This window comes from Dermacoccus sp. SAI-028 (assembly GCF_004346775.1).
GTDB classification, from domain to species: Bacteria; Actinomycetota; Actinomycetes; order Actinomycetales; family Dermatophilaceae; genus Dermacoccus; species Dermacoccus nishinomiyaensis.
In genome coordinates, this window is the sequence record NZ_SMFS01000001.1 from 2,370,395 (window position 1) to 2,391,447 (window position 21,053).

Consider the following 21,053-nt stretch of genomic DNA (forward strand, 5'->3'; position numbering starts at 1 on the left):
GTCACACTGGGCATGTCGCTCGACAAGGGTGATCAACCCTGAGGGCGCACGAACGGAAACGCGAGCGTCGCACGGATCGGCGCACCGAGCATCATCATGATGGAGCGGTCGACGCCGATGCCGAGCCCACCCGTCGGCGGCATCGCGTACTCGAGAGCGCTGAGGAACGCCTCGTCGAGCGACATCGCCTCGACGTCACCGGCCGCGGCCTTGAGGGACTGCTCCGTCAGGCGCTTTCGCTGTTCGATCGGGTCGACGAGCTCCGAGTAGGCGGTGCCGATCTCGGCGCCGAACGCGACGAGGTCCCAGCGCTCCGACAGCCTGGGGTCGCCGCGATGCGCGCGGGTGAGCGGTGACGTCTCGACGGGAAAGTCGATGTAGAACGTCGGGAACATGGTCTGGCCCTCGACGAGTTCGTCGTACAGCTCGACGACGAGTTCACCCGCACTCTTCTCGCGCGGCGCGTCGACGCCGTGCGCCGCGCAGACCGCAGCCACCTCGTCCCGCGACGACGCCGACGTCAGCAACACCCCGCAGGCCCTGGAGACGGCTTCGTGCACGGGGATCGTCGGCCACTGCCCCGACAGGTCGACACGCTCGATGGTGCCGTCGGGGCGGGGGCGTTCGGCGAACTCCCCACCGTTGACGGCCCGCGCGACGGCGAGGAGCACCTCGCGCGTCAGGTCGCGCATCGTCAGGTAGTCGCCGTAGGCGTCGTAGGCCTCGAGCGAGGTGAACTCGGGGTTGCGGGTCGCGTCTGCGCCCTCGTTGCGGAAGTTGCGGTTCAGCTCGAACACCTTCTGCATGCCGCCGACGGCGAGCCGCTTCAGGTACAGCTCGGGAGCGATGCGCATGAACAGGTCCATGCCGTAAGCATTGATGTGAGTCTTGAACGGGCGCGCGGACGCCCCACCGTGCACCGCCTGCAGCATCGGCGTCTCCACCTCGGTGTACCCGAGTGCGTCGAACGCGTCACGGAACGCCCGCACACCGCGTGATCGGCGCAGCAGCATGTCCATCGAATCACGGTTGACGATGAGGTCGAGCGAGCGGTTGCGGACGCGCGCGTCGGGGTCGCGGAACGGTGAGTGCAGGTCGGGGATCGGGCTCAGGCACTTCGCCGCCATCTGCCAGTCGCTGACGTGCACGGACAGCTCTGCGTGCTTCGACGTGACGATCTCGCCCGTCACCGAGACGATGTCCCCGAGGTCGATCCAGTGTCGCCAGTGATCGTACTGCTCGGCCGGGGTGACGTCGCGCGTCGCCATCGCCTGGAGGCGGGCGCCGTCCTCGTCGAGCACGACGAAGCTGACGCCACCGAAGTCGCGCAGGGCCCGCACCCGCCCCGTGACGGAGACGCGCTCGCCCGTGCGGTGATCGGCGGGAAGCCGGCCGTGCGCCGTGACGACGTCCTCGATGCGCGCGGTGCGCGGCACTGCGACGGGGTAGCCTTCGACGCCGCCGGCCTCCATGCGGGCGAGCTTCTCGCGGCGCACGCGCTGCTGTTCGCTGCGGCGCGGCTCGGGCATCCGCGGGGTGAGTGCGTCCGCCTCGAGGGCCTGGACTCGCTCGACGAAGACGGCTTCGGGGCGCGGCGGCTGATGGTCGGCCGGCTTGGGCCCGACGAGCAACCGCGGCCCGATGAGGGGGACGAAACCCTCGGCCACACCCATCGCGAAACCGGCACGAGGGACGGTGAGCTCGGCGTCGTAGCAGAGGAAGCGCGGCACCCATTCGGGGTGGTACTTGTCGTTCGAGCGGTAGAGCGTCTCCAGTTGCCAGAACTTCGACGCGATCGAGAGCGCCTTGTCCGTGACGCGGGTGATGGGGCCAGCGCCTACCTCGTCCGCATCGGCGAAGACGTTGCGGAAGACTGCGAAGTTCAACGAGATGCGCCGGATGCCCAGGGCGGGTGCCGCTTCGGCGAGGTGCGCGACCATGAACTCGTTGAGGCCGTTCTCGGCCTGACGGTCGCGGCGCATCAGGTCGAGCGACAGCCCCCGCGAGCCCCACGGGACGAAGGACAGGAACCCCCGCACGGCGCCGCGGGTGTCGTGGGCGGTGATGACGACGCAGCGCCCGTCCGCGCGGTCACCAAGCCTGTTGAGGGCCATCGAAAATCCGCGCTCGGTCTCGTTGCCGCGCCAGTCGTCGGCGAGCCGCGAGAGTTCGGCCAGTTCGTCGTCGCCCAGTTCGTCGTGGCGGCGTACCTGGGTCGTGTAACCGCAGCGTTCGACGCGGGTGACGGCCTGGCGGACGGGACGCATCGAGCGCCCGCGCAAGGAGAAGGTGTCGGTGTCGATGATGGCCTCGTCACCGAGCGACCACGCCTTGAGCCCCGCCTCGACGTAGGCGCGCGCTCCCCTCGTGCTGGCGGAGAGGACGGCGGGGTACAGCCCATGCTCGCGGCACTGGCCGAGCCACACGGCGATGGCGTCGTCCCAGGACTCAGCTCGCCCGATGGGGTCGGCGGACGCGACGCTGACGCTCCCCTCGTTGCGGAACGTGACGGCGGCGCGGCCGTCGGGGGCGAAGACGACGGCCTTGTCCCGACGCGTGGCGAAATACCCCAGGGAGTCGTCCTCGCCGTGCTCGAGCAGGAGACGGCGGATGCGCAGTTCCTCGTCGGCGTCGATGAGCCCGGAGCCGCGGCCCGAACGCCAGAGGACGAGCAGCGAGAAGATGAGGACGAGGGTCGACACCGTGCTCGCGACGACGAAGGTCCATTCGTACCCGTGGTGCCCTCCGAAACCCGGGCTGGCCGGCGGTGTCCTGACGCCGAACGTGCTGCGGACCGACCAGACGAACTTCTGCCCGAGGGTGTCGAGATCACGCGGGAACGACAGTGTGAGCAAGAACGCGACGACGAACGACAGGAACAGACCTCCGATGAGGCTGATGAGTGCCGCCGCCTTCGAGCCGGAACTGAACCGCGCTCGGAACGCGGGGCGCGCGAGGAGCACGACGACGAACGACGTGACACTCAGAGCCAGGATGGCTGCGGACACACCCGGCGACGTCTGGAACTGCGCCCAGTCGCGATAGACGCCACGCACGTGGAGACGGTTGATCATCTGGGTGACCTGGTGCGCGAACACGAGACGGGCGAGCGAGTCCAGCACCGAAAGCCCCATGACGACGGCGAGGACGGTGTGCGCCGGACGGAAACGACGGCGGATACCGCCTGCGAGGACGAGAGCCATGCAGGCGGCGAACAGGGAGGGCTCACTCGGGATGTTGACCCAGCCAAGGACGTCCATGACGACGCGCAGGATCACGCTGCGGTGGAAGAACACTCCGGCGAGAGAGACGAACGCCGCCAGCACGAGCAGTCGGCCGGCCCAGGTTGCGACCTTGTCCCGCCACCCATGATCCCGCCAACGATTGCACGCCTCGACCGACGACGTGAGGCGCTCGTTCTTGTTCCCCGTCTCCACCACGGCACGACACTAGCCCCGGGACGTGAGGAAACACTGGAGATCCCCCGATGTTCCAATGAATCCCTGATGTGGCCGTGGAGTGCGCCCGGGCGACGATTCACGGTGGACGCCATGGTTTGTAGCCACGGCTTTGTGGTGGACGTAGAAATGCGTGATGGTCTTGAACTACTCAACCCCAGTCTTTCGGGGGAGCTGTTCAAGACCATCACGTCTTAGAAGAAGTCCGGCGGCGTCCTACTCTCCCACACCCTACCGAGTGCAGTACCATCGGCGCTGAAGGGCTTAGCTTCCGGGTTCGGAATGTGACCGGGCGTTTCCCACTTCGCTATAACCACCGTAACACTATGAAACATATCAACCCATCATGGCGAGTGTATTGTTTCAGAATTACACAGGGACGCGAGCACTAGCACAACAATACTGAGTGTGATAATAAGTTATCGGTTCATTAGTACCGGTCAGCTACAACCATTACTGGTCTTCCACATCCGGCCTATCAACCCCATCGTCTCTAGGGAACCTCTCACACACAAGGTGTATGGAAACCTCATCTCGAAGCGTGCTTCCCGCTTAGATGCTTTCAGCGGTTATCACTTCCGAACGTAGCCAATCAGCGGTGCTCCTGGCGGAACAACTGACACACCAGAGGTTCGTCCATCCCGGTCCTCTCGTACTAGGGACAGGTCTTCTCAAGTTTCCTACGCGCACAGCGGATAGGGACCGAACTGTCTCACGACGTTCTAAACCCAGCTCGCGTACCGCTTTAATGGGCGAACAGCCCAACCCTTGGGACCTACTCCAGCCCCAGGATGCGACGAGCCGACATCGAGGTGCCAAACCATGCCGTCGATATGAGCTCTTGGGCAAGATCAGCCTGTTATCCCCGGGGTACCTTTTATCCGTTGAGCGACGGCGCTTCCACAAGCCACCGTCGGGTCACTAGTCCCCACTTTCGTGCCTGCTCGACATGTCTGTCTCACAGTCAAGCTCCCTTGTGCACTTACACTCAAAACCTGATTGCCAACCAGGCTGAGGGAACCTTTGGGCGCCTCCGTTACCCTTTAGGAGGCAACCGCCCCAGTTAAACTACCCATCAGGCACTGTCCCTGATCCGGATCACGGACCGAAGTTAGGAGCCCAATACGACCAGAGTGGTATTTCAACAATGACTCCACACACACTGGCGTGCATGCTTCACAGTCTCCCACCTATCCTACACAAGCCGTACCGAACACCAATACCAAACTGTAGTAAAGGTCCCGGGGTCTTTCCGTCCTGCTGCGCGTAACGAGCATCTTTACTCGTACTGCAATTTCGCCGAGTTCGTGGTTGAGACAGTGGAGAAGTCGTTACGCCATTCGTGCAGGTCGGAACTTACCCGACAAGGAATTTCGCTACCTTAGGATGGTTATAGTTACCACCGCCGTTTACTGGGGCTTAAATTCTCAGCTTCACCACCGAAGTGATTAACCAGTCCTCTTAACCTTCCAGCACCGGGCAGGCGTCAGTCCGTATACATCGAATTACTTCTTCGCACGGACCTGTGTTTTTAGTAAACAGTCGCTTCTCCCTGGTCTCTGCGACCCTCACCCCTAGCCCGTACGGGCTTCAAGGCTTGGGCCCCCCTTCTCCCGAAGTTACGGGGGCATTTTGCCGAATTCCTTAACCACGATTCACTCGATCGCCTTAGTATTCTCTACCTAACCACCTGAGTCGGTTTGGGGTACGGGCGGCTCGAACCTCGCTAGAAGTTTTTCTCGACAGCATAGGATCACCCTGCTTCCCACATACGTGGTCACCATCACATCTCAGCCACATCACTGACGGATTTACCTACCAGTGGGCCTACATGCTTGGACGGGGACTACCATCGCCCCGCGGAGGCTACCTTCCTGCGTCACTCCATCGCTTACCTACTACACGATCGGGTCACACGCTCCCCACACCAGATGATCCCGAAGGACCGGTTGGCATGGTTCGGGTGTTTAGCATCCCATGGTTCAGTATGGGCGGTTCTTCGCCGGTTCCGGAATATCAACCGGATGTCCATCGACTACGCCTGTCGGCCTCGCCTTAGGTCCCGACTTACCCAGGGCAGATTAGCTTGACCCTGGAACCCTTGGTTATTCGGCGGACGGGTTTCTCACCCGTCATTCGCTACTCATGCCTGCATTCTCACTCGTGTAGCATCCACGACTCGATCACTCGGCCGCTTCACTCGCCACACGACGCTCCCCTACCCAACAACACCCCCGTTAAGGGTCAGTGTGTCATTGCCACAGCTTCGGTGATGTGCTTGAGCCCCGCTACATTGTCGGCGCGGAATCACTTGACCAGTGAGCTATTACGCACTCTTTAAAGGGTGGCTGCTTCTAAGCCAACCTCCTGGTTGTCACAGCAACTCCACATCCTTTCCCACTTAGCACACGCTTAGGGACCTTAGCTGATGATCTGGGCTGTTTCCCTCTCGACTACGAAGCTTATCCCCCGCAGTCTCACTGCCACGCTCTCACTTACCGGCATTCGGAGTTTGGTTGACGTCAGTAACCCGGTGGGGCCCATCAGCCATCCAGTAGCTCTACCTCCGGCAAGAAACACGCGACGCTGCACCTAAATGCATTTCGGGGAGAACCAGCTATCACGGAGTTTGATTGGCCTTTCACCCCTACCCACAGCTCATCCCCTCAGTTTTCAACCTAAGTGGGTTCGGTCCTCCACGCCGTCTTACCGGCGCTTCAACCTGGCCATGGGTAGATCACTCCGCTTCGGGTCTAGACCCAGCGACTCAAACGCCCTATTCGGACTCGCTTTCGCTACGGCTACCCCACACGGGTTAACCTCGCCACTGAGCACTAACTCGCAGGCTCATTCTTCAAAAGGCACGCCGTCACCCCACACAGAGGCTCCGACGGATTGTAAGCACACGGTTTCAGGATCTATTTCACTCCCCTCCCGGGGTTCTTTTCACCTTTCCCTCACGGTACTAGTCCGCTATCGGTCACCAGGGAATATTTAGGCTTAGCAGGTGGTCCTGCCAGATTCACACGAGATTTCACGGGCCCCGTGCTACTTGGGAAACAGCACAACACAGCCACACACGTTTCGTCTACGGGAGTCGCACCCTCTACGCTCAACCATTCAAGATTGTTCAACTACGCACATGGTTTCTTACTGCGCACCCTCATGTCAGTGAGGATCAGCACTGTCCCACAACCCCACAACCGCAACCCCTGACAGGTCTCACACGATCATGGTTTAGCCTCATCCGCTTTCGCTCGCCACTACTCACGGAATCACTCTTGTTTTCTCTTCCTGTGGGTACTGAGATGTTTCACTTCCCCACGTTCCCTCCCAACACCCTATGTGTTCAGGTGCAGGTGCCATGACATGATTCATGGCGGGTTTCCCCATTCGGAAATCCCCGGATCACAGCCTGTTTATCGACTCCCCGAGGCATATCGCAGATTACAACGTCCTTCATCGGTTCCTGGTGCCAAGGCATCCACCGTGTGCCCTTAAAAACTTAAGATCACAGATACTAGATGCTCGCGTCCACTGTGTAATTCTCAAACAACACGCCACACACAACCCCACACACCCAAACCCCATCCAACAAGATGAAGAGTCTTCACTTGGTGTGTGATCTTGTGTTGACCACAACCCCAGAACACGATCCGTGTCCTGAGAACCCAACAACGCGCCGAACACAACCTCAACACACTCACCACCACCATGCTTTCCCCAACCAGCCCCACATCCTCACCCCATCAAGGGATCAAGATGCGTATGACTGGTTCGTACTCGCTGATGCCGGCAACCATGCAGGCTGCACCATGATCATCGTTCCACCCATGAGCACCCCCCACACACGTACGGTGTGGCAAGGGCTTGATGCTCCTTAGAAAGGAGGTGATCCAGCCGCACCTTCCGGTACGGCTACCTTGTTACGACTTAGTCCCAATCGCCAGTCCCACCTTCGACGGCTCCCCCCACAAGGGTTAGGCCACCGGCTTCGGGTGTTACCGACTTTCGTGACTTGACGGGCGGTGTGTACAAGGCCCGGGAACGTATTCACCGCAGCGTTGCTGATCTGCGATTACTAGCGACTCCGACTTCATGGGGTCGAGTTGCAGACCCCAATCCGAACTGAGACCGGTTTTTTGGGATTAGCTCCACCTCACGGTTTCGCAACCCTCTGTACCGGCCATTGTAGCATGCGTGAAGCCCAAGACATAAGGGGCATGATGATTTGACGTCATCCCCACCTTCCTCCGAGTTGACCCCGGCAGTCTCCCATGAGTCCCCACCCGAAGTGCTGGCAACATGGAACGAGGGTTGCGCTCGTTGCGGGACTTAACCCAACATCTCACGACACGAGCTGACGACAACCATGCACCACCTGTACACCAGTCCGAAGACGCACACATCTCTGCATGATTCCGGTGTATGTCAAGCCTTGGTAAGGTTCTTCGCGTTGCATCGAATTAATCCGCATGCTCCGCCGCTTGTGCGGGCCCCCGTCAATTCCTTTGAGTTTTAGCCTTGCGGCCGTACTCCCCAGGCGGGGCGCTTAATGCGTTAGCTGCGGCACGGAACTCGTGGAATGAGTCCCACACCTAGCGCCCAACGTTTACGGCATGGACTACCAGGGTATCTAATCCTGTTCGCTCCCCATGCTTTCGCTTCTCAGCGTCAGTAATGGCCCAGAGACCTGCCTTCGCCATCGGTGTTCCTCCTGATATCTGCGCATTTCACCGCTACACCAGGAATTCCAGTCTCCCCTACCACACTCTAGTCTGCCCGTACCCACTGCAGAACCGGAGTTAAGCCCCGGTCTTTCACAGCAGACGCGACAAACCGCCTACAAGCTCTTTACGCCCAATAATTCCGGACAACGCTCGCACCCTACGTATTACCGCGGCTGCTGGCACGTAGTTAGCCGGTGCTTCTTCTCCAGGTACCGTCACGTTAGCTTCGTCCCTGGTGAAAGAGGTTTACAACCCGAAGGCCGTCATCCCTCACGCGGCGTCGCTGCATCAGGCTTTCGCCCATTGTGCAATATTCCCCACTGCTGCCTCCCGTAGGAGTCTGGGCCGTGTCTCAGTCCCAGTGTGGCCGGTCGCCCTCTCAGGCCGGCTACCCGTCGTCGCCTTGGTAGGCCATTACCCCACCAACAAGCTGATAGGCCGCGAGTCCATCCCCCACCACAAAAACTTTCCACCAACACTCCATGCGGAGATCGGTCGTATCCAGTATTAGACCCAGTTTCCCAGGCTTATCCCAGAGTGAGGGGCAGGTTACTCACGTGTTACTCACCCGTTCGCCACTAATCCACACCAGCAAGCTGGTGCTTCATCGTTCGACTTGCATGTGTTAAGCACGCCGCCAGCGTTCGTCCTGAGCCAGGATCAAACTCTCCGTAGAAAAAATTTGTTACCCTGACCGAGAAAAAAACGGTGACAAACAACAACCCCAAAAGGGTCATCGTCGTTCTGTACAATCATTAATCACTCAGCCAAAACACGCGACACTCCATAAGTGCCACCAAAATGTTTGGCGATGATCACATCGGCACGCTGTTGAGTTCTCAAAACACCATCGCACACCACACGAAGCGGCGAACTTTCGCTCGCCACCCGCTCGGGGCAACTTCTTAACCGTAATCCATCCGGCTCTTGGGCGTCAATTCCGGCTCTCGCCGTCATCTCGCGCACTTGGCTCCAGATGAAGCATCAGCCGGGCCGCACCGTCGTGTACCTGCCGGACCTTCGATCATGGATCGAAGCGGGGTTTTCGCTTCCGGTGCCCGCCCTGTCGGGCTGACTTCGTAAACATTAGCCCAGGTTCTTCGGAGCGTGCAAATCGGGCCGGCCGAGCCGCTTGGGCCGTTCCCCTCCGCGGCGGGGGCGTGGCACCTAGACTCGCATCGGAAACCGTGGGCGACCGCGCCCAAAGCCGGAAGGAACACTCCATGCCTGAAGCCGTCATCGTCTCCGCAGCACGCACGCCCATCGGGCGCGCGTTCAAGGGTTCACTCAAGGATGTCCGACCCGACGACCTCGCCGCCCAGGTCGTCGAGGCCGCCCTCGCCAAGGTGCCCGACCTCGACCGCTCGCTCGTCGAGGATCTGTACCTGGGGTGCGCCGAGCCCTCCGGGCGCCACGGCAACAACATGGCTCGCGTCGTCTCGGTCCTGCTCGGGATGGACACCGTGCCGGGCGCCACCGTCAACCGCTTCTGCGCCAGCTCCGTGCAGACGACGCGCATGGCCGCTCACGCCATCAAGGCCGGCGAGGGCGACATCTTCATCTCCGCCGGCGTCGAGTGCGTCTCCCAATACACGAACTTTGCCGGTGCGGGTGCTTCGGACGACGCTGACCTCAACCCCCGCTTCGCCGACGCCATGGCCCGAACCCTCGAGACGGCCAAGACGAACGCACGCTGGAGCGACCCCCGTGAGTCGGGCGAGCTTCCCGACGTCTACATCGCGATGGGCCAGACCGCCGAGAACGTCGCCACCTACCGCGGCGTCTCCCGTCAGGAGCAGGACGAGTGGGCCGTCCGCTCGCAGAACTTCGCGGAGAAGGCCATCGCCGACGGGTTCTTCGCCCGCGAGATCGCCCCCGTCACGCTCGCGGACGGCACTGTCGTCTCCACCGATGACGGCCCCCGCGCCGGCGTCACGTACGACTCGGTCGCCGGACTCAAGCCCGTCTTCCGCGAGGAGGGCACCGTCACCGCCGGTAACTGCTGCCCGCTCAACGACGGCGCCGCGGCGCTCGTCGTCATGAGCGACGTCAAGGCCCAGCAGCTCGGCCTCAAGCCGCTCGCCCGCGTCGTCTCCACCGGCGTCAGCGGCCTCTCCCCCGAGATCATGGGCATGGGCCCCGTCGAGGCCAGCAAGCAGGCCCTCGCTCGCGCCGGAATGAGCATCGACGACATCGACCTGTACGAGATCAACGAGGCCTTCGCCGCGCAGGTGCTGCCGAGCGCCCACGACCTCGGCATGGACCTCGACAAGCTGAACGTTCACGGCGGCGCCATCGCTCTCGGCCACCCCTTCGGCTCGACCGGCGCGCGCATCACGACGACGCTGCTCAACGGACTCCAGTCCACCGACGGCCAGTTCGGCCTCGAGACGATGTGCGTCGGCGGCGGCCAGGGCATGGCCATCATCTACGAACGCCTCAACTGATCGACCCCGCTGCTCGGCGCGGCCGAGCGGCGCTGGCGATCAAGACACCGCATGACACGAACGGCGGGCCCTTTGGGGCCCGCCGTTCGTGTCATGCCGTGGCACTCGTCCCGTGGTGACGCTCGGCCGAGGCATCGCATGCGGGTGGTCGTCATGCGCACGTTCCCATGGGATGCGCGTGTGCAGGCTGTACCGCGGGGTGGATGAACGCCGCGATTGATCTCGTAGGGTGTGCCGGCCATGCCCAGCCCGGGTTCAGGCCTGCGCACGGTCCTGCGACGTCGCGACGTTGACCATCCAGTTCGCGCCGAAGCTGTCGGTCAGCATTCCGAACTCGTCCCCCCACATCTGGACGGCGAGCGACAGCGTCACGTCGGCGCCTTCAGAGAGCGCCGCGAACCATCCGCGCAGGTCGTCGGCGTCGTCGCCGGAGAGCGAGATCGTGATGCTGCCACCTGGCGTGTGCTCCATCTGCTCCGGCGTGTCCGAGGCCATGAGCGTGAAACCGGACGGCGTCTTCAGCATGCCGTGCAAGACCTTGTCCGCCCCGGCGCCCTCGACTCCCATGTCACCGAACGTCGAGATCGTCAGTTCGCGCCGAAGACCCGGGCGTAGAACTCGAGTGCGTCCTTCGCGGTGTCGCGGAACTGGATGTAGGGGTTCATGCGCGAGGTCATACGGAGCTCCTGAGATCAACGCGGCGGGGCGCCACGCCCGTGCGACGGCCCCCGGGGCAGCACCCACGGCCGTCGAGTTCGCGTCTCAGCCGACGGAGCTCATCTGCCAGTGCCAGGCGCTGCCCGTCGGATGCGCCGGACGAGCCGTCAGCCATTGTCGCGGGGTTCACCACGTCGTGGACGAGCGTCGCGATGACCGCGGCAGCCCACGCGCCGTCGAACTGCGCCGTGCGCGCCGCCAGCCGTTCCGACTCCTCGTCCTCCCCCGCAACCATGCGGACGAACCGTGCGAGCGCGCAGGCTGCATGGTCGGCCGGCGCGCCCGGAGGCAGCGCCCGCAACGTGCGGACGACCCGCCCGAGTTCATCCTCGAGCGGGTCGCCGGCGCCAGGAAGAATCGCCGTCATCGTCAGTCTCGGAGGCGGGCGATGAGACGCAGCATCTCGACGTAGAGCCACACCACGCTCAGCATCAGGCCGTACGCCATGAGCCACGACGTCTGGCGCGGAACGCCTGCGTTGACGCCCTGCTGGATCGAGTCGAAGTCAATCGCGAGCGAGTACGAGGCGAGTGCCACCGCGAACAGCGAGATGCCGATGCCGAGGGCGCCACTGCCGCCGATGCCGAAGCCGCTCTGCAGCCCCGTCAGGACGAGAACGAAATTGACAAGCGCGAACAGCAGGTACCCGATGAGCATGCCCGCGAAGATGCGACGGGAGCGCGCCGTCACGCGGATGACGCCGGTCTTGTACCCCAGCAACATCCCGCCGAAGACACACAGCGTCGCGAGGATCGCCTGCCCGACCACCCCGGGGTAGGCCGAGTTGAAGAACGCGCTGGCGGCGCCGAGGAACAACCCCTCGAACACCGTGTAGGCGAGGATCAGCGGAACCGAGATCGTCTTGCGGAACGCGATGACGAGCGACAGCACGAAAGCGACGATGCCACCGCCGGCCCACAGGCCGAGGGCCGTCGAACTCGTCTGCGAGTCGATCGCCCGATCTGCGAAGACGAACGTGCCCGCCGCCACGACGAGCAGCAGCCCGAAGAGGTTGAGTGACTTCGTGACGACGTCATCGAGCGTCATCCGCTCCGGCTGCACCTGTGGCGCACCGAACGTCGGGTTGTACATGGGCCCGGACGCCGGCTGTTGTGGGAAGCCGTACCCCTGCTGCTGCCCACCCGCCTGAAAGCCTGCGGCCTGACCTGAACGCATGTCACGCTCGAACTTGCTGAACACCGGATTACCGGCCATGGGGCCCCTCCTCAAGGACGTGACGTGGTGCCCTCGACGGGATTCGAACCCGCACTGAAGCGATTTTAAGTCGCCTGCCTCTGCCGTTGGGCTACGAGGGCACCTCATCCTAACGACAGGGTCATGACGCCCTTGCGGACGACATGACCTCGTTCACCATGACAACGCCCCGGCAGAACGCGGTGTTCCCCGGGGCGCCTTCGTGCCATGCGCTCTGCCTCAAAGCATGCTCATCGCGATGCCGTCGAGAATGTCCGACTCGCTCGTCACGCACGTGGTGACGCCCGCGCGCTCGCGCATGCGTCCGACGATCGTGCGCCAGATCAGCGCGCCCGCGCCGATGACGTCGACACGACCCGGATGCATGAAGCCCATCGCGCCGCGCTCGGCGCACGTCGCACCCAGGACGGCGTCGCACGAGCCGATCACCTGCTCGCTCGTGAGGCACGCACCGTGGATGCGCGACGAGTCGTACGCAGACAGCCCCAGCGCGTGCGCCGTCACCGTCGTGATCGAACCGGCGAGGCCGACGAGCGTCGCGACCTGTGACAGGTCGACGGCGGCCTCCGCCTCGTCGAGGGCGGCATCGATATCGACGAGGGCAGCGTCGATCTCGGCCTGCGTCGGCGGATCGCTGCGCAGGTGACGCTCACTCAGGCGCACGGAGCCGATGTCGAGGGAGATCGACTGCTCGACATCCTGCGAGCCGCGCACCAGCTCCGTCGACCCGCCGCCGAGATCGACGACGAGATACGGCGCGCGCGCCTCGGCACCGAGGCCTGCCGTCGCGCCGGCGAAACTGAGCGCCGCCTCCTCCAGCCCGGAAACGACCTCGGGGACGACGTCGTCCCCGAACGCGGCGAACGCGCGTCGCACGCCGTCGGTGAATTCATCCGCGTTGGCGGCGTCGCGGGAGGCCGACGTCGCGACGAAGCGGACGGTGTCGACGTCGTACTCCCGACACAGCTGGGCGTACTCGCGCGTGACGAGCAGGGTGCGCTGCATCGCGGCGTCGGCGATGCGGCCCGAGACGTCGATGCCCTGGCCGAGGCGCACGATCTCGCTGCGCCGCGCCAGGTAGGTGAGCCCCGACCCGCCGTCGGCCGCCACGAGCAACCTGATCGAGTTGGTCCCGCAGTCGATCGCCGCGACCCGACGCTCACTCATGGTCATCGTCTCCTTGGTCTCCCGCACCGCAACAGCCGTTCTTCCACCACGCATCGCCGAGCAACGCCAGCGCTTCGTCACCGAGCGGGTTGATGCCGGGGCCCACCGACAGCGAGTGCGCGACCAGCACGTGCAGGCACTTGACGCGCGTCGGCATGCCGCCGGCGGAGATGCCGTCGATCTCCGGCACGTCGCCGAGCTCGCCGCGGCGCCTCAGATAATCCTCGTGGGCGGCGCGGTAGGCGGCCGCAAGGTCGGCGTCGGCTTCGAGACGCTCGCTCATCTCCTTCATGACACCCTGCGACTCGAGCGTCGAGATGGCACCCGTCAGGCGGGGGCACGTCGCGTAGAACGACGTCGGGAACGGAGTGCCGTCCGGCAGGCGCGGCAGCGTGCGCACCACCGTCGGACACCCGCACGCACAACGCGCCGACACCTCGACCGCACCGCGCGGCACCCGTCCGAGCTGCTTCTCGATCGCCGCAACATCCTGCGGGCTGACGCCCGAGTGTTCGTTCATGTCCATCGTGCTCACTTCTCGCCCTCCGCCGGGGTCGAGATCGAACCCCAGATCTGCCCGTACCACGGGTGCGATGACAGACCCGTGGCATCTGCCACGCCGTTGCGCGGCGTCGTCGCGTGCGTCGTGCCGGCATCGTCCACGTACACCGTGATCGACTTGCCCGGCATCGCGTACCCGAGCCGCTCCTGCGCCTGCTGCTTCACGTACGCCGGGTCGTCCCAGCGTTTGCGCTCGGCGGTCAGCGCGTCGACGCGCTGCTGACCGGCGACCTTCTCCCGCTTCAATTCCGCGATCTCGCTGCGCTGCTGCAGATAGCTACGCAGCGTGGGCGTGAGGACGACGAGCATGACGGCGAGCAGAGCGCTCATCGTGATGAAACGGCGAACCGTGCCCGGGTCGGCTCGACGACGCGCCACCGGCGCCTCGTCGAGCTGCTGACGCAGCGTCGGACGTGTCGAGCCACGCGGACTCGAGCCGCGTGGGCGGGAAAGATCGCGGCCGGCGGGACGCGAGCCGGTGCGGGCGCGCGAACCTCCCGCCCCGGTGTCATCACCGGAGCGGGAGGTACGGAAACTGCGATTCGCCAAGACGCCGCTCAGTTGTTCGAGAAGCGCGGGAAGGCCTTACGACCGGCGTAGACCGCCGCGTCGTCGAGGTCCTCCTCGATGCGCAGCAGCTGGTTGTACTTCGCCACGCGCTCCGAGCGCGCCGGGGCACCCGTCTTGATCTGGCCGCAGTTCGTCGCCACGGCGAGGTCGGCGATCGTCGTGTCCTCCGTCTCACCGGAACGGTGCGACATCATGCAGCGGTAACCGTTCGTCTGGGCGAGGGTGACGGCGTCGAGCGTCTCCGTCAGCGAACCGATCTGGTTGACCTTGACGAGCAGCGCGTTGCCGGCCGCGTTGTCGATGCCCTTCTGCAGACGCTCGGGGTTGGTGACGAACAGGTCGTCACCGACGAGCTGCACGGCGTCACCGAGCTCGTCGGTGATGTGCGCCCAGCCGTCCCAGTCGTCCTCGTTGAGCGGGTCCTCGATGGAGACGAGCGGGTACGCCTCGACGAGTTCGGCGTAGTAGTTCGTCATCCACTCCGCGTCGCGCTTCTGGCCCTCGAACGTGTACGTGCCGCCGTCGTAGAACTCGGACGCCGCGACGTCGAGCGCCAGCGCGATCTGCTCACCCGGCTTGTACCCGGCCTTCTCGACGGCCTCGAGGATGAGGTCGAGCGCCGCACGGTTCGACTCGAGGTTCGGGGCGAAGCCACCCTCGTCGCCGAGGCCCGTCGCGAGACCCTTGTCCTTGAGGACGGCCTTGAGCGCGTGGTAGACCTCCGTGCCCATGCGCAGGGCCTCCTTGAAGCTCTCCGCACCGATCGGCGCGATCATGAACTCCTGGATGTCGACGTTCGTGTCCGCGTGCGAACCACCGTTGAGGATGTTCATCATCGGCACCGGCAGCACGTGCGCGTTGGGGCCACCAACGTAGCGGTACAACGGCAGACCCGCAGACTTCGCGGCCGCCTTGGCCACGGCCAGCGACACGCCGAGGATGGCGTTCGCGCCGAGCTTGCCCTTGTTGTCCGTGCCGTCGAGCTCGATCATCTCGGCGTCGATGAGGCGCTGCTCATCCGCGTCGAAACCGACGAGGTGCGGCGCGATCTGCTCGATGACGGCGTCGACGGCGTCCTCGACACCCTTGCCGCCGTAGCGCTTCTTGTCGCCGTCACGACGCTCGACCGCCTCGAAGGCGCCCGTCGAGGCACCCGACGGGACAGCCGCGCTCTCGTTGGTGCCGTCGTCGAGGAGCACGACGGCCTCGACCGTGGGGTTGCCGCGCGAGTCAAGGATCTCGCGAGCGCCGATGCCTTCAATGGTTGCCACAGAACTCTCCGATACACGTGGTTGATTCGGGCAGCGGGTCTGATCACCCGCGTCAGTGTCGAGCCTAACGAACCGCTGGGGTACTGCCGGGTAGGAACGTGGGGTCTGTCGAGAACGGGACGCGCGTCACCCGCCGCCTCGCGGCAGGTCGGCGTCCGGCGGGGCGGGGTGGGGCTCGGCGTGCTCAGCGTGGTCGATGCCCCCGAGGTGATCACCGAGGGGCGCGGCGTGCAGGCGCGACAGCGTGGCGGAGAGCGCGACGCTCGGGTCGACTCCGAGGCCACGGGCCTGCACGACGAGGTCGAGCAGCGCCGCCCCGATGGAATCCTCGGCGGCGAGGGCCTCGACGCGTTCGGCCTGCCCCGCCTTCGTCAACCGCCCGACGACCTTGACGGCCCGCTCGAGCGGCGGCAGCCCGGCCGGGATGCCTGCCAGCGGATCGTTCGCGTCACGCTCCGGCTTCTCGGCCGCCTTGATCCTCGCCCATTCGGCCTCGACCTCCTCGGGGTTCGAGGCGGCACCGTCGGCGAAGACGTGCGGGTGACGCCTGACCAGCTTCTCGACGAGCGTCGCCGCGACGTCGTCGACGTCGAAGCCGTCCTCCTCGCGCTCCGCGGCCACGCGGGCGTGGAAGAGCACCTGGAGCAGCACGTCGCCGAGCTCCTCCCGCAGGTGCTCGCCGCTCGCCTCGGCGATGGCCTCGGTGACCTCGAACGCCTCCTCGACGAGGTACGGAGCGAGGCTCGCGTGCGTCTGCTGGGCATCCCACGGGCAGCCGCCGGGCGAGCGCAACGTGTCCATGACGGCGACGGCGTCGAGCAGGCGCGAACCGGGGGCGTCCCACGACCCGACGACGACCTCGACGGGCGGCGGGTCGTCGAGACGCGTCAGCTCGCCGGCGAGCGCGTCGGTGAGACCGGGATCGGCGTCCGCCGAACCTAGCCAGACGACGTGACGCCCGGCGACCCCCGCCGCGACGAGGGCATGTGCCGTGGCGGCCGGGGGCTCGTCACGGATCTCGACGTCGAAGCCCTCGTCGCGCGTGACCTCGACGAGCGGTTCGTCACCCGCGCGGCCCAGGACGGCGTCAGCGCTTTCGAGCCGCCGCCAGGCGTCGCGCGTCATCAGCCCGGCGGGCACCCGCGGGCTGACGACGAGCAGGGCGATGCTGCCGCTCATCGTCGCGCTCCGCCCGCGCGCGCCATCTCCTGCGCCGCCGCGGCGGCGGCGATGTCGTCGAGCAGCACGGCCTGGACGAGCTGCGCCGCCCACTGCAGGATCGCCTGGTCGCGAAGCGGCTTGCCGGCGACGGGCTTCGTCATCGGCATGGGCACCAGCAACCGCTCCTGGTTGGTCTTGACGAGCGTGCCCGGGAAGAGGCGCTCGAGGCGCATCTGCTGCGACTCGCGCAACTCGGTGACCGGGCCGAAACGGACGTACTTGCCCTGCACCCCGATGTCGCTGATGCCCGCTTGCCGCGCGATGGTACGCAGCCGGGCCACGTCGAACAGGTTGAGCACAGGTGCGGGCGGCTCGCCGTAGCGGTCCTTCAGCTCGGCGATGATCTCGTCGAGGGCCGCCTCGTTCTCCACGCTCGCGAGCTTCTTGTACGCCTCGAGGCGCAGCCGCTCCCCCGGCACGTACTCGTGCGGCAGGTGGGCGTCGACGGGCAGCTCGATCTTGATCTCGACCGGCATCGACGAGGTGTCGTCGCCGCGGTAGTCGGCGACGGCCTCACCGACCATGCGGACGTACAGGTCGAACCCAACCCCCGCGATGTGGCCGGACTGCTCGCCGCCGAGCAGGTTGCCGGCACCGCGGATCTCCAGATCCTTCATCGCGATCTGCATGCCTGCGCCGAGGTCGGTGTTGCTCGCGATCGTCTGCAACCGGTCGTGCGCCGTCTCGGTCAGCGGCTTCTCGGCCGGGAACATGAAGTAGGCGTACGCGCGCTCGCGACCGCGCCCCACGCGTCCGCGCAGCTGGTGCAGCTGGCTGAGGCCGAGCTGGTCGGCGCGCTCGACGATGAGGGTGTTGGCGTTGGCGATGTCGAGACCCGTCTCGACGATCGTCGTCGAGACGAGCACGTCGAACTTGCGCTCCCAGAAGTCGACGACCACCTCCTCCAGGCGCGCCTCCCCCATCTTGCCGTGCGCCGTCGCGACCCGCGCCTCGGGCACGAGTTCGCGGATTCGCGCAGCCTGCTTCTCGATGCTGCCGACCTTGTTGTGGACGTAGAACACCTGACCTTCACGCATCAGCTCGCGTCGGATGGCCGCCGTCAGCTGCTTCTCGTCGTACGCCCCGACGAACGTCAGGACGGGGTGACGCTCCTCCGGCGGCGTCGCGAGCGTCGACATCTCGCGGATACCGGTGACAGCCATCTCGAGCGTGCGCGGGATCGGCGTCGCCGACATCGCAAGCACGTCGACGGCCGTGCGCATCTGCTTGAGCTGCTCCTTGTGCTCGACGCCGAAGCGCTGCTCCTCGTCGACGATGACGAGCCCGAGATCCTTGAACTCGATCTCCTTGCTCAGCAACCGGTGCGTTCCGATGACGAGGTCGATCGAGCCGTCCTTGAGCCCCGCGAGAACCTCGCGCGCCTCCTTGTCGCTCTGAAAACGCGACAGCGACGCGAGCTTGACGGGGAAGCCCGCGTAACGCTCGGCGAACGTCTGATAGTGCTGCTTGACGAGCAGCGTCGTCGGCACGAGGACCGCGACCTGCTTGGAATCCTGCACCGCCTTGAACGCCGCGCGCACCGCGATCTCGGTCTTGCCGTAGCCCACGTCACCACAGACGAGACGGTCCATGGGCACCGTCTTCTCCATGTCGGCCTTGACCTCTTCGATGCTCGAGAGCTGATCGGGCGTCTCGACGTACGCGAAGGCGTCCTCCAACTCGCGCTGCCACGGCGTGTCGGGCGCGAACGCGTGACCCGGCGTCGCCTGTCGAGCCGAGTACAGGCGGATGAGCTCGCCGGCGATCTGCTTGACGTGACGGCGGGCTTTCGACTTGGTCGCCGCCCAGTCCGAGCCGCCCATCTTCGACAGCGTCGGCATCTCGCCGCCGACGTAGCGCGTCACCTGGTCGAGCTGGTCGGTGGGCACGAACAGCCGGTCGCCGGGCTGACCGCGCTTGCTCGCCGCGTACTCGAGGACGAGATATTCGCGCGTCGCGCCGCCGACGGTACGCTGCATCATCTCGACGAACCGGCCGACACCGTGCTGTTCGTGGACGACGTGATCGCCCGGCTTGAGCTGCAGCGGGTCGACGACGTTGCGGCGGCGCGACGGCATGCGTCGCATGTCCTTCGTGCTCGCCGTTCCCGCCGAGCCGGTGAGGTCGGCCTCGGTGAGGACGACGAGCCCCGCAGCGGGCATCTCGAAGCCGCGGCCGAGCGAACCCGTCGCGACCTCGACACCGGGGGCGACCTGCGTCATCGGGCGTGCGGCGAGGTCGTGCTCGGCGAACACCTGGGTGACGCGCTTGGCGAAGCCCGGGCCGTCCGTCACGACGGCGACGCTGCGCCCGGCCGCGACGTGAGCCGCGACCTCGGCGGACGCGCGCTCGGTGTCGCCGCGGTAGTTCGGCACGTCCTGCGACTCGATCGTGACGCGGGTACCCGGCAGGTCGTCCTCGAGGAACTCGTGCAACTCGTCGTCGGCCGCGAACGAGCTGAACGACCACCAGGGGTGAGCGGTCGCGAGCGCATGCTCACGCAGTTCGAGAAGGCTGCGGTACGACGCGCCGTCGAGCACGCCTCGTAGGTCGACGGGGACGGCGTTGCCGGCGGCCGCATTGGTCCAGCTCGCCTCGAGGAACTCCTGCGACGTCGAGACGAGGTCGTGCGCGCGGGTGCGGACGCGCTCGGGGTCGACGAGAACGACGCGCGCAGCATCCGGCAGCACGTCGATGAGCGTCTCCATGCCGGCCGGCAGCAGCGCCGGCATGAGCGACTCCATGCCCTCGACGGCGATGCCCTCGCTGACCTTCGTCAACATGTCGGCGACGCCCAGCAGGCTCGGCGCGAGCTCAGCCGCGCGCTCACGGACCTCGGGGGTGAGCAGCAGTTCGCGGCACGGCGGGGCCCACAGCCCGTGCGGGTTGACCTCGAGCGAACGCTGGTCGGCCACCTTGAACCAGCGGATCTCCTCGACGGTGTCGCCCCAGAACTCCAGGCGCACCGGGTGATCCTCGGTGGGCGGGAACACGTCGAGGATGCCACCGCGCACGGCGAACTCGCCGCGGCGCTCGACCATGTCGACGCGCGTGTAGGCCGCGGCGACGAGGGCTTCCACGATGTCCTCGAGCGGGCGCTCGTCACCGGCGGCGAGGCTCACGGGTTCGAGGTCGCCGAGGCCCTTCGCCATGGGCTGCATGAGGGCGCGCACCGACGCGACGACGACGCGGACGGGCCCGTACGTCCCGCCCGCTTCCGGGTGCCTGAGGCGGCGCAGCACGGCGAGACGCCGCCCGACCGTGTCGGAACGCGGCGACATGCGCTCGTGCGGCAGCGTCTCCCACGACGGAAACTCGGCGACGTCGTCGTAGTCGACGAAGTTGCGCAGGGCCGTCGCCATGTCGTCGGCCTCGCGCCCCGTCGCGGTGACGACGAGCATCGGCCCCGCCACGTCGCCGCCAGTCTGCAGCAGAGCCGCCACGAGAGGAGCGCGCAGACCGGCCGCGGCCGCGATGTCGACGAGCGACTCGTCCGCGGCCAGCGCGAGCAGCCGCTTGACGGATTCGTCGGCGCACACGCGCGTCAGCAGGGGCGCGAGCGGCAGGTGTGCGGCCTCGGGCATGCGGGCTCCTTCGTCGAATCGGTGACGACGCACGCAGGCGCCGCGCGCGCCCGGAAGGGGCGACGGCTTCGTCGGCGGGCGACGCGTGAAGTCTAGAACGGGGCGGCGACAA

General features: G+C 65.5%; 11 protein-coding genes, 1 tRNA gene and 3 rRNA genes. 1 reads left to right on the forward strand and 14 read right to left on the reverse strand.

Features of this window, described 5'->3' with window-relative positions:
• Positions 1-32: 32 nt before the first annotated feature.
• The 4 genes from lysX to EDC82_RS10805 all read right to left on the reverse strand — a co-directional run bounded on the left by lysX (position 33) and on the right by EDC82_RS10805 (position 8,864).
• Positions 33-3,440: a bifunctional lysylphosphatidylglycerol synthetase/lysine--tRNA ligase LysX gene (lysX, locus tag EDC82_RS10790; protein WP_235006203.1), complete on the reverse strand. Its 3,408-nt coding sequence runs from the start codon at positions 3,438-3,440 to the stop codon at positions 33-35.
• A gap of 221 nt (positions 3,441-3,661) precedes the next feature.
• Positions 3,662-3,779, reverse strand: a 5S ribosomal RNA gene (gene rrf, locus EDC82_RS10795).
• An 89-nt stretch (positions 3,780-3,868) separates the two neighbouring features.
• Positions 3,869-6,969 (reverse strand): 23S ribosomal RNA (locus tag EDC82_RS10800).
• A 373-nt stretch (positions 6,970-7,342) separates the two neighbouring features.
• Positions 7,343-8,864 (reverse strand): 16S ribosomal RNA (locus tag EDC82_RS10805).
• Together the 16S, 23S and 5S rRNA genes form the textbook arrangement of a ribosomal RNA operon.
• Positions 8,865-9,411: 547 nt before the next feature.
• Between EDC82_RS10805 and EDC82_RS10810 the strand changes: the two genes are divergently transcribed.
• Positions 9,412-10,635: an acetyl-CoA C-acetyltransferase gene (locus EDC82_RS10810; protein WP_062255783.1), complete on the forward strand. Its 1,224-nt coding sequence runs from the start codon at positions 9,412-9,414 to the stop codon at positions 10,633-10,635.
• 255 nt (positions 10,636-10,890) lie between these two features.
• Here EDC82_RS10810 and EDC82_RS10815 read toward each other — a convergent pair whose 3' ends face one another.
• The 10 genes from EDC82_RS10815 to mfd form a co-directional block, all read right to left on the reverse strand.
• Positions 10,891-11,202, reverse strand: coding sequence for a VOC family protein (locus EDC82_RS10815; protein ID WP_337905401.1), 312 nt, complete (start codon positions 11,200-11,202; stop codon positions 10,891-10,893).
• A 106-nt stretch (positions 11,203-11,308) separates the two neighbouring features.
• Positions 11,309-11,719 carry a hypothetical protein gene (locus EDC82_RS10820; RefSeq protein WP_131941511.1) on the reverse strand — a complete coding sequence of 137 codons (411 nt, stop codon included), beginning with the start codon at positions 11,717-11,719 and terminating at the stop codon, positions 11,309-11,311.
• 2 nt (positions 11,720-11,721) lie between these two features.
• Positions 11,722-12,567 (reverse strand): Bax inhibitor-1/YccA family protein, encoded by an 846-nt coding sequence (locus EDC82_RS10825; protein WP_115297337.1) that lies wholly within the window; start codon positions 12,565-12,567, stop codon positions 11,722-11,724.
• A gap of 25 nt (positions 12,568-12,592) precedes the next feature.
• Positions 12,593-12,668, reverse strand: a tRNA-Leu gene (locus tag EDC82_RS10830).
• Between the two features lie 118 nt (positions 12,669-12,786).
• Entirely contained in the window at positions 12,787-13,734 is a 948-nt protein-coding gene (locus EDC82_RS10835) for an exopolyphosphatase (RefSeq protein ID WP_115297338.1), read from the reverse strand.
• Positions 13,727-14,260, reverse strand: coding sequence for a DUF501 domain-containing protein (locus EDC82_RS10840; protein ID WP_051806453.1), 534 nt, complete (start codon positions 14,258-14,260; stop codon positions 13,727-13,729). Before EDC82_RS10840 ends, EDC82_RS10835 begins: the two co-directional genes overlap by 8 nt.
• Positions 14,261-14,265: 5 nt before the next feature.
• The gene (locus tag EDC82_RS10845) at positions 14,266-14,844 is read right to left on the reverse strand and encodes a septum formation initiator family protein (RefSeq protein ID WP_131941513.1); all 579 of its coding nucleotides are present in this window, start codon (positions 14,842-14,844) and stop codon (positions 14,266-14,268) included.
• Between the two features lie 8 nt (positions 14,845-14,852).
• Entirely contained in the window at positions 14,853-16,136 is a 1,284-nt protein-coding gene (gene eno / locus EDC82_RS10850; protein WP_131941515.1) for a phosphopyruvate hydratase, read from the reverse strand.
• A 126-nt stretch (positions 16,137-16,262) separates the two neighbouring features.
• On the reverse strand, positions 16,263-17,315 hold the full coding sequence (locus EDC82_RS10855) for a MazG family protein (RefSeq protein ID WP_062258408.1): 1,053 nt from the start codon (positions 17,313-17,315) through the stop codon (positions 16,263-16,265).
• On the reverse strand, positions 17,312-20,941 hold the full coding sequence (mfd, locus tag EDC82_RS10860) for a transcription-repair coupling factor (RefSeq protein ID WP_131941518.1): 3,630 nt from the start codon (positions 20,939-20,941) through the stop codon (positions 17,312-17,314). The genes EDC82_RS10855 and mfd overlap by 4 nt, the downstream gene beginning before the upstream one ends.
• Positions 20,942-21,053 lie beyond the last annotated feature (112 nt).

Bases quoted from the DNA above. Each gene is read 5' to 3' on its own strand.
- EDC82_RS10810 (WP_062255783.1), top strand. From the start codon at position 9,412: ATGCCTGAAGCCGTCATCGTCTCCGCAGCACGCACGCCCATCGGGCGC.
- EDC82_RS10815 (WP_337905401.1), bottom strand. From the start codon at position 11,202: ATGGGAGTCGAGGGCGCCGGGGCGGACAAGGTCTTGCACGGCATGCTG.
- EDC82_RS10820 (WP_131941511.1), bottom strand. From the start codon at position 11,719: ATGACGGCGATTCTTCCTGGCGCCGGCGACCCGCTCGAGGATGAACTC.
- EDC82_RS10825 (WP_115297337.1), bottom strand. From the start codon at position 12,567: ATGGCCGGTAATCCGGTGTTCAGCAAGTTCGAGCGTGACATGCGTTCA.
- EDC82_RS10835 (WP_115297338.1), bottom strand. From the start codon at position 13,734: ATGAGTGAGCGTCGGGTCGCGGCGATCGACTGCGGGACCAACTCGATC.
- EDC82_RS10840 (WP_051806453.1), bottom strand. From the start codon at position 14,260: ATGGACATGAACGAACACTCGGGCGTCAGCCCGCAGGATGTTGCGGCG.
- EDC82_RS10855 (WP_062258408.1), bottom strand. From the start codon at position 17,315: ATGAGCGGCAGCATCGCCCTGCTCGTCGTCAGCCCGCGGGTGCCCGCC.
- mfd (WP_131941518.1), bottom strand. From the start codon at position 20,941: ATGCCCGAGGCCGCACACCTGCCGCTCGCGCCCCTGCTGACGCGCGTG.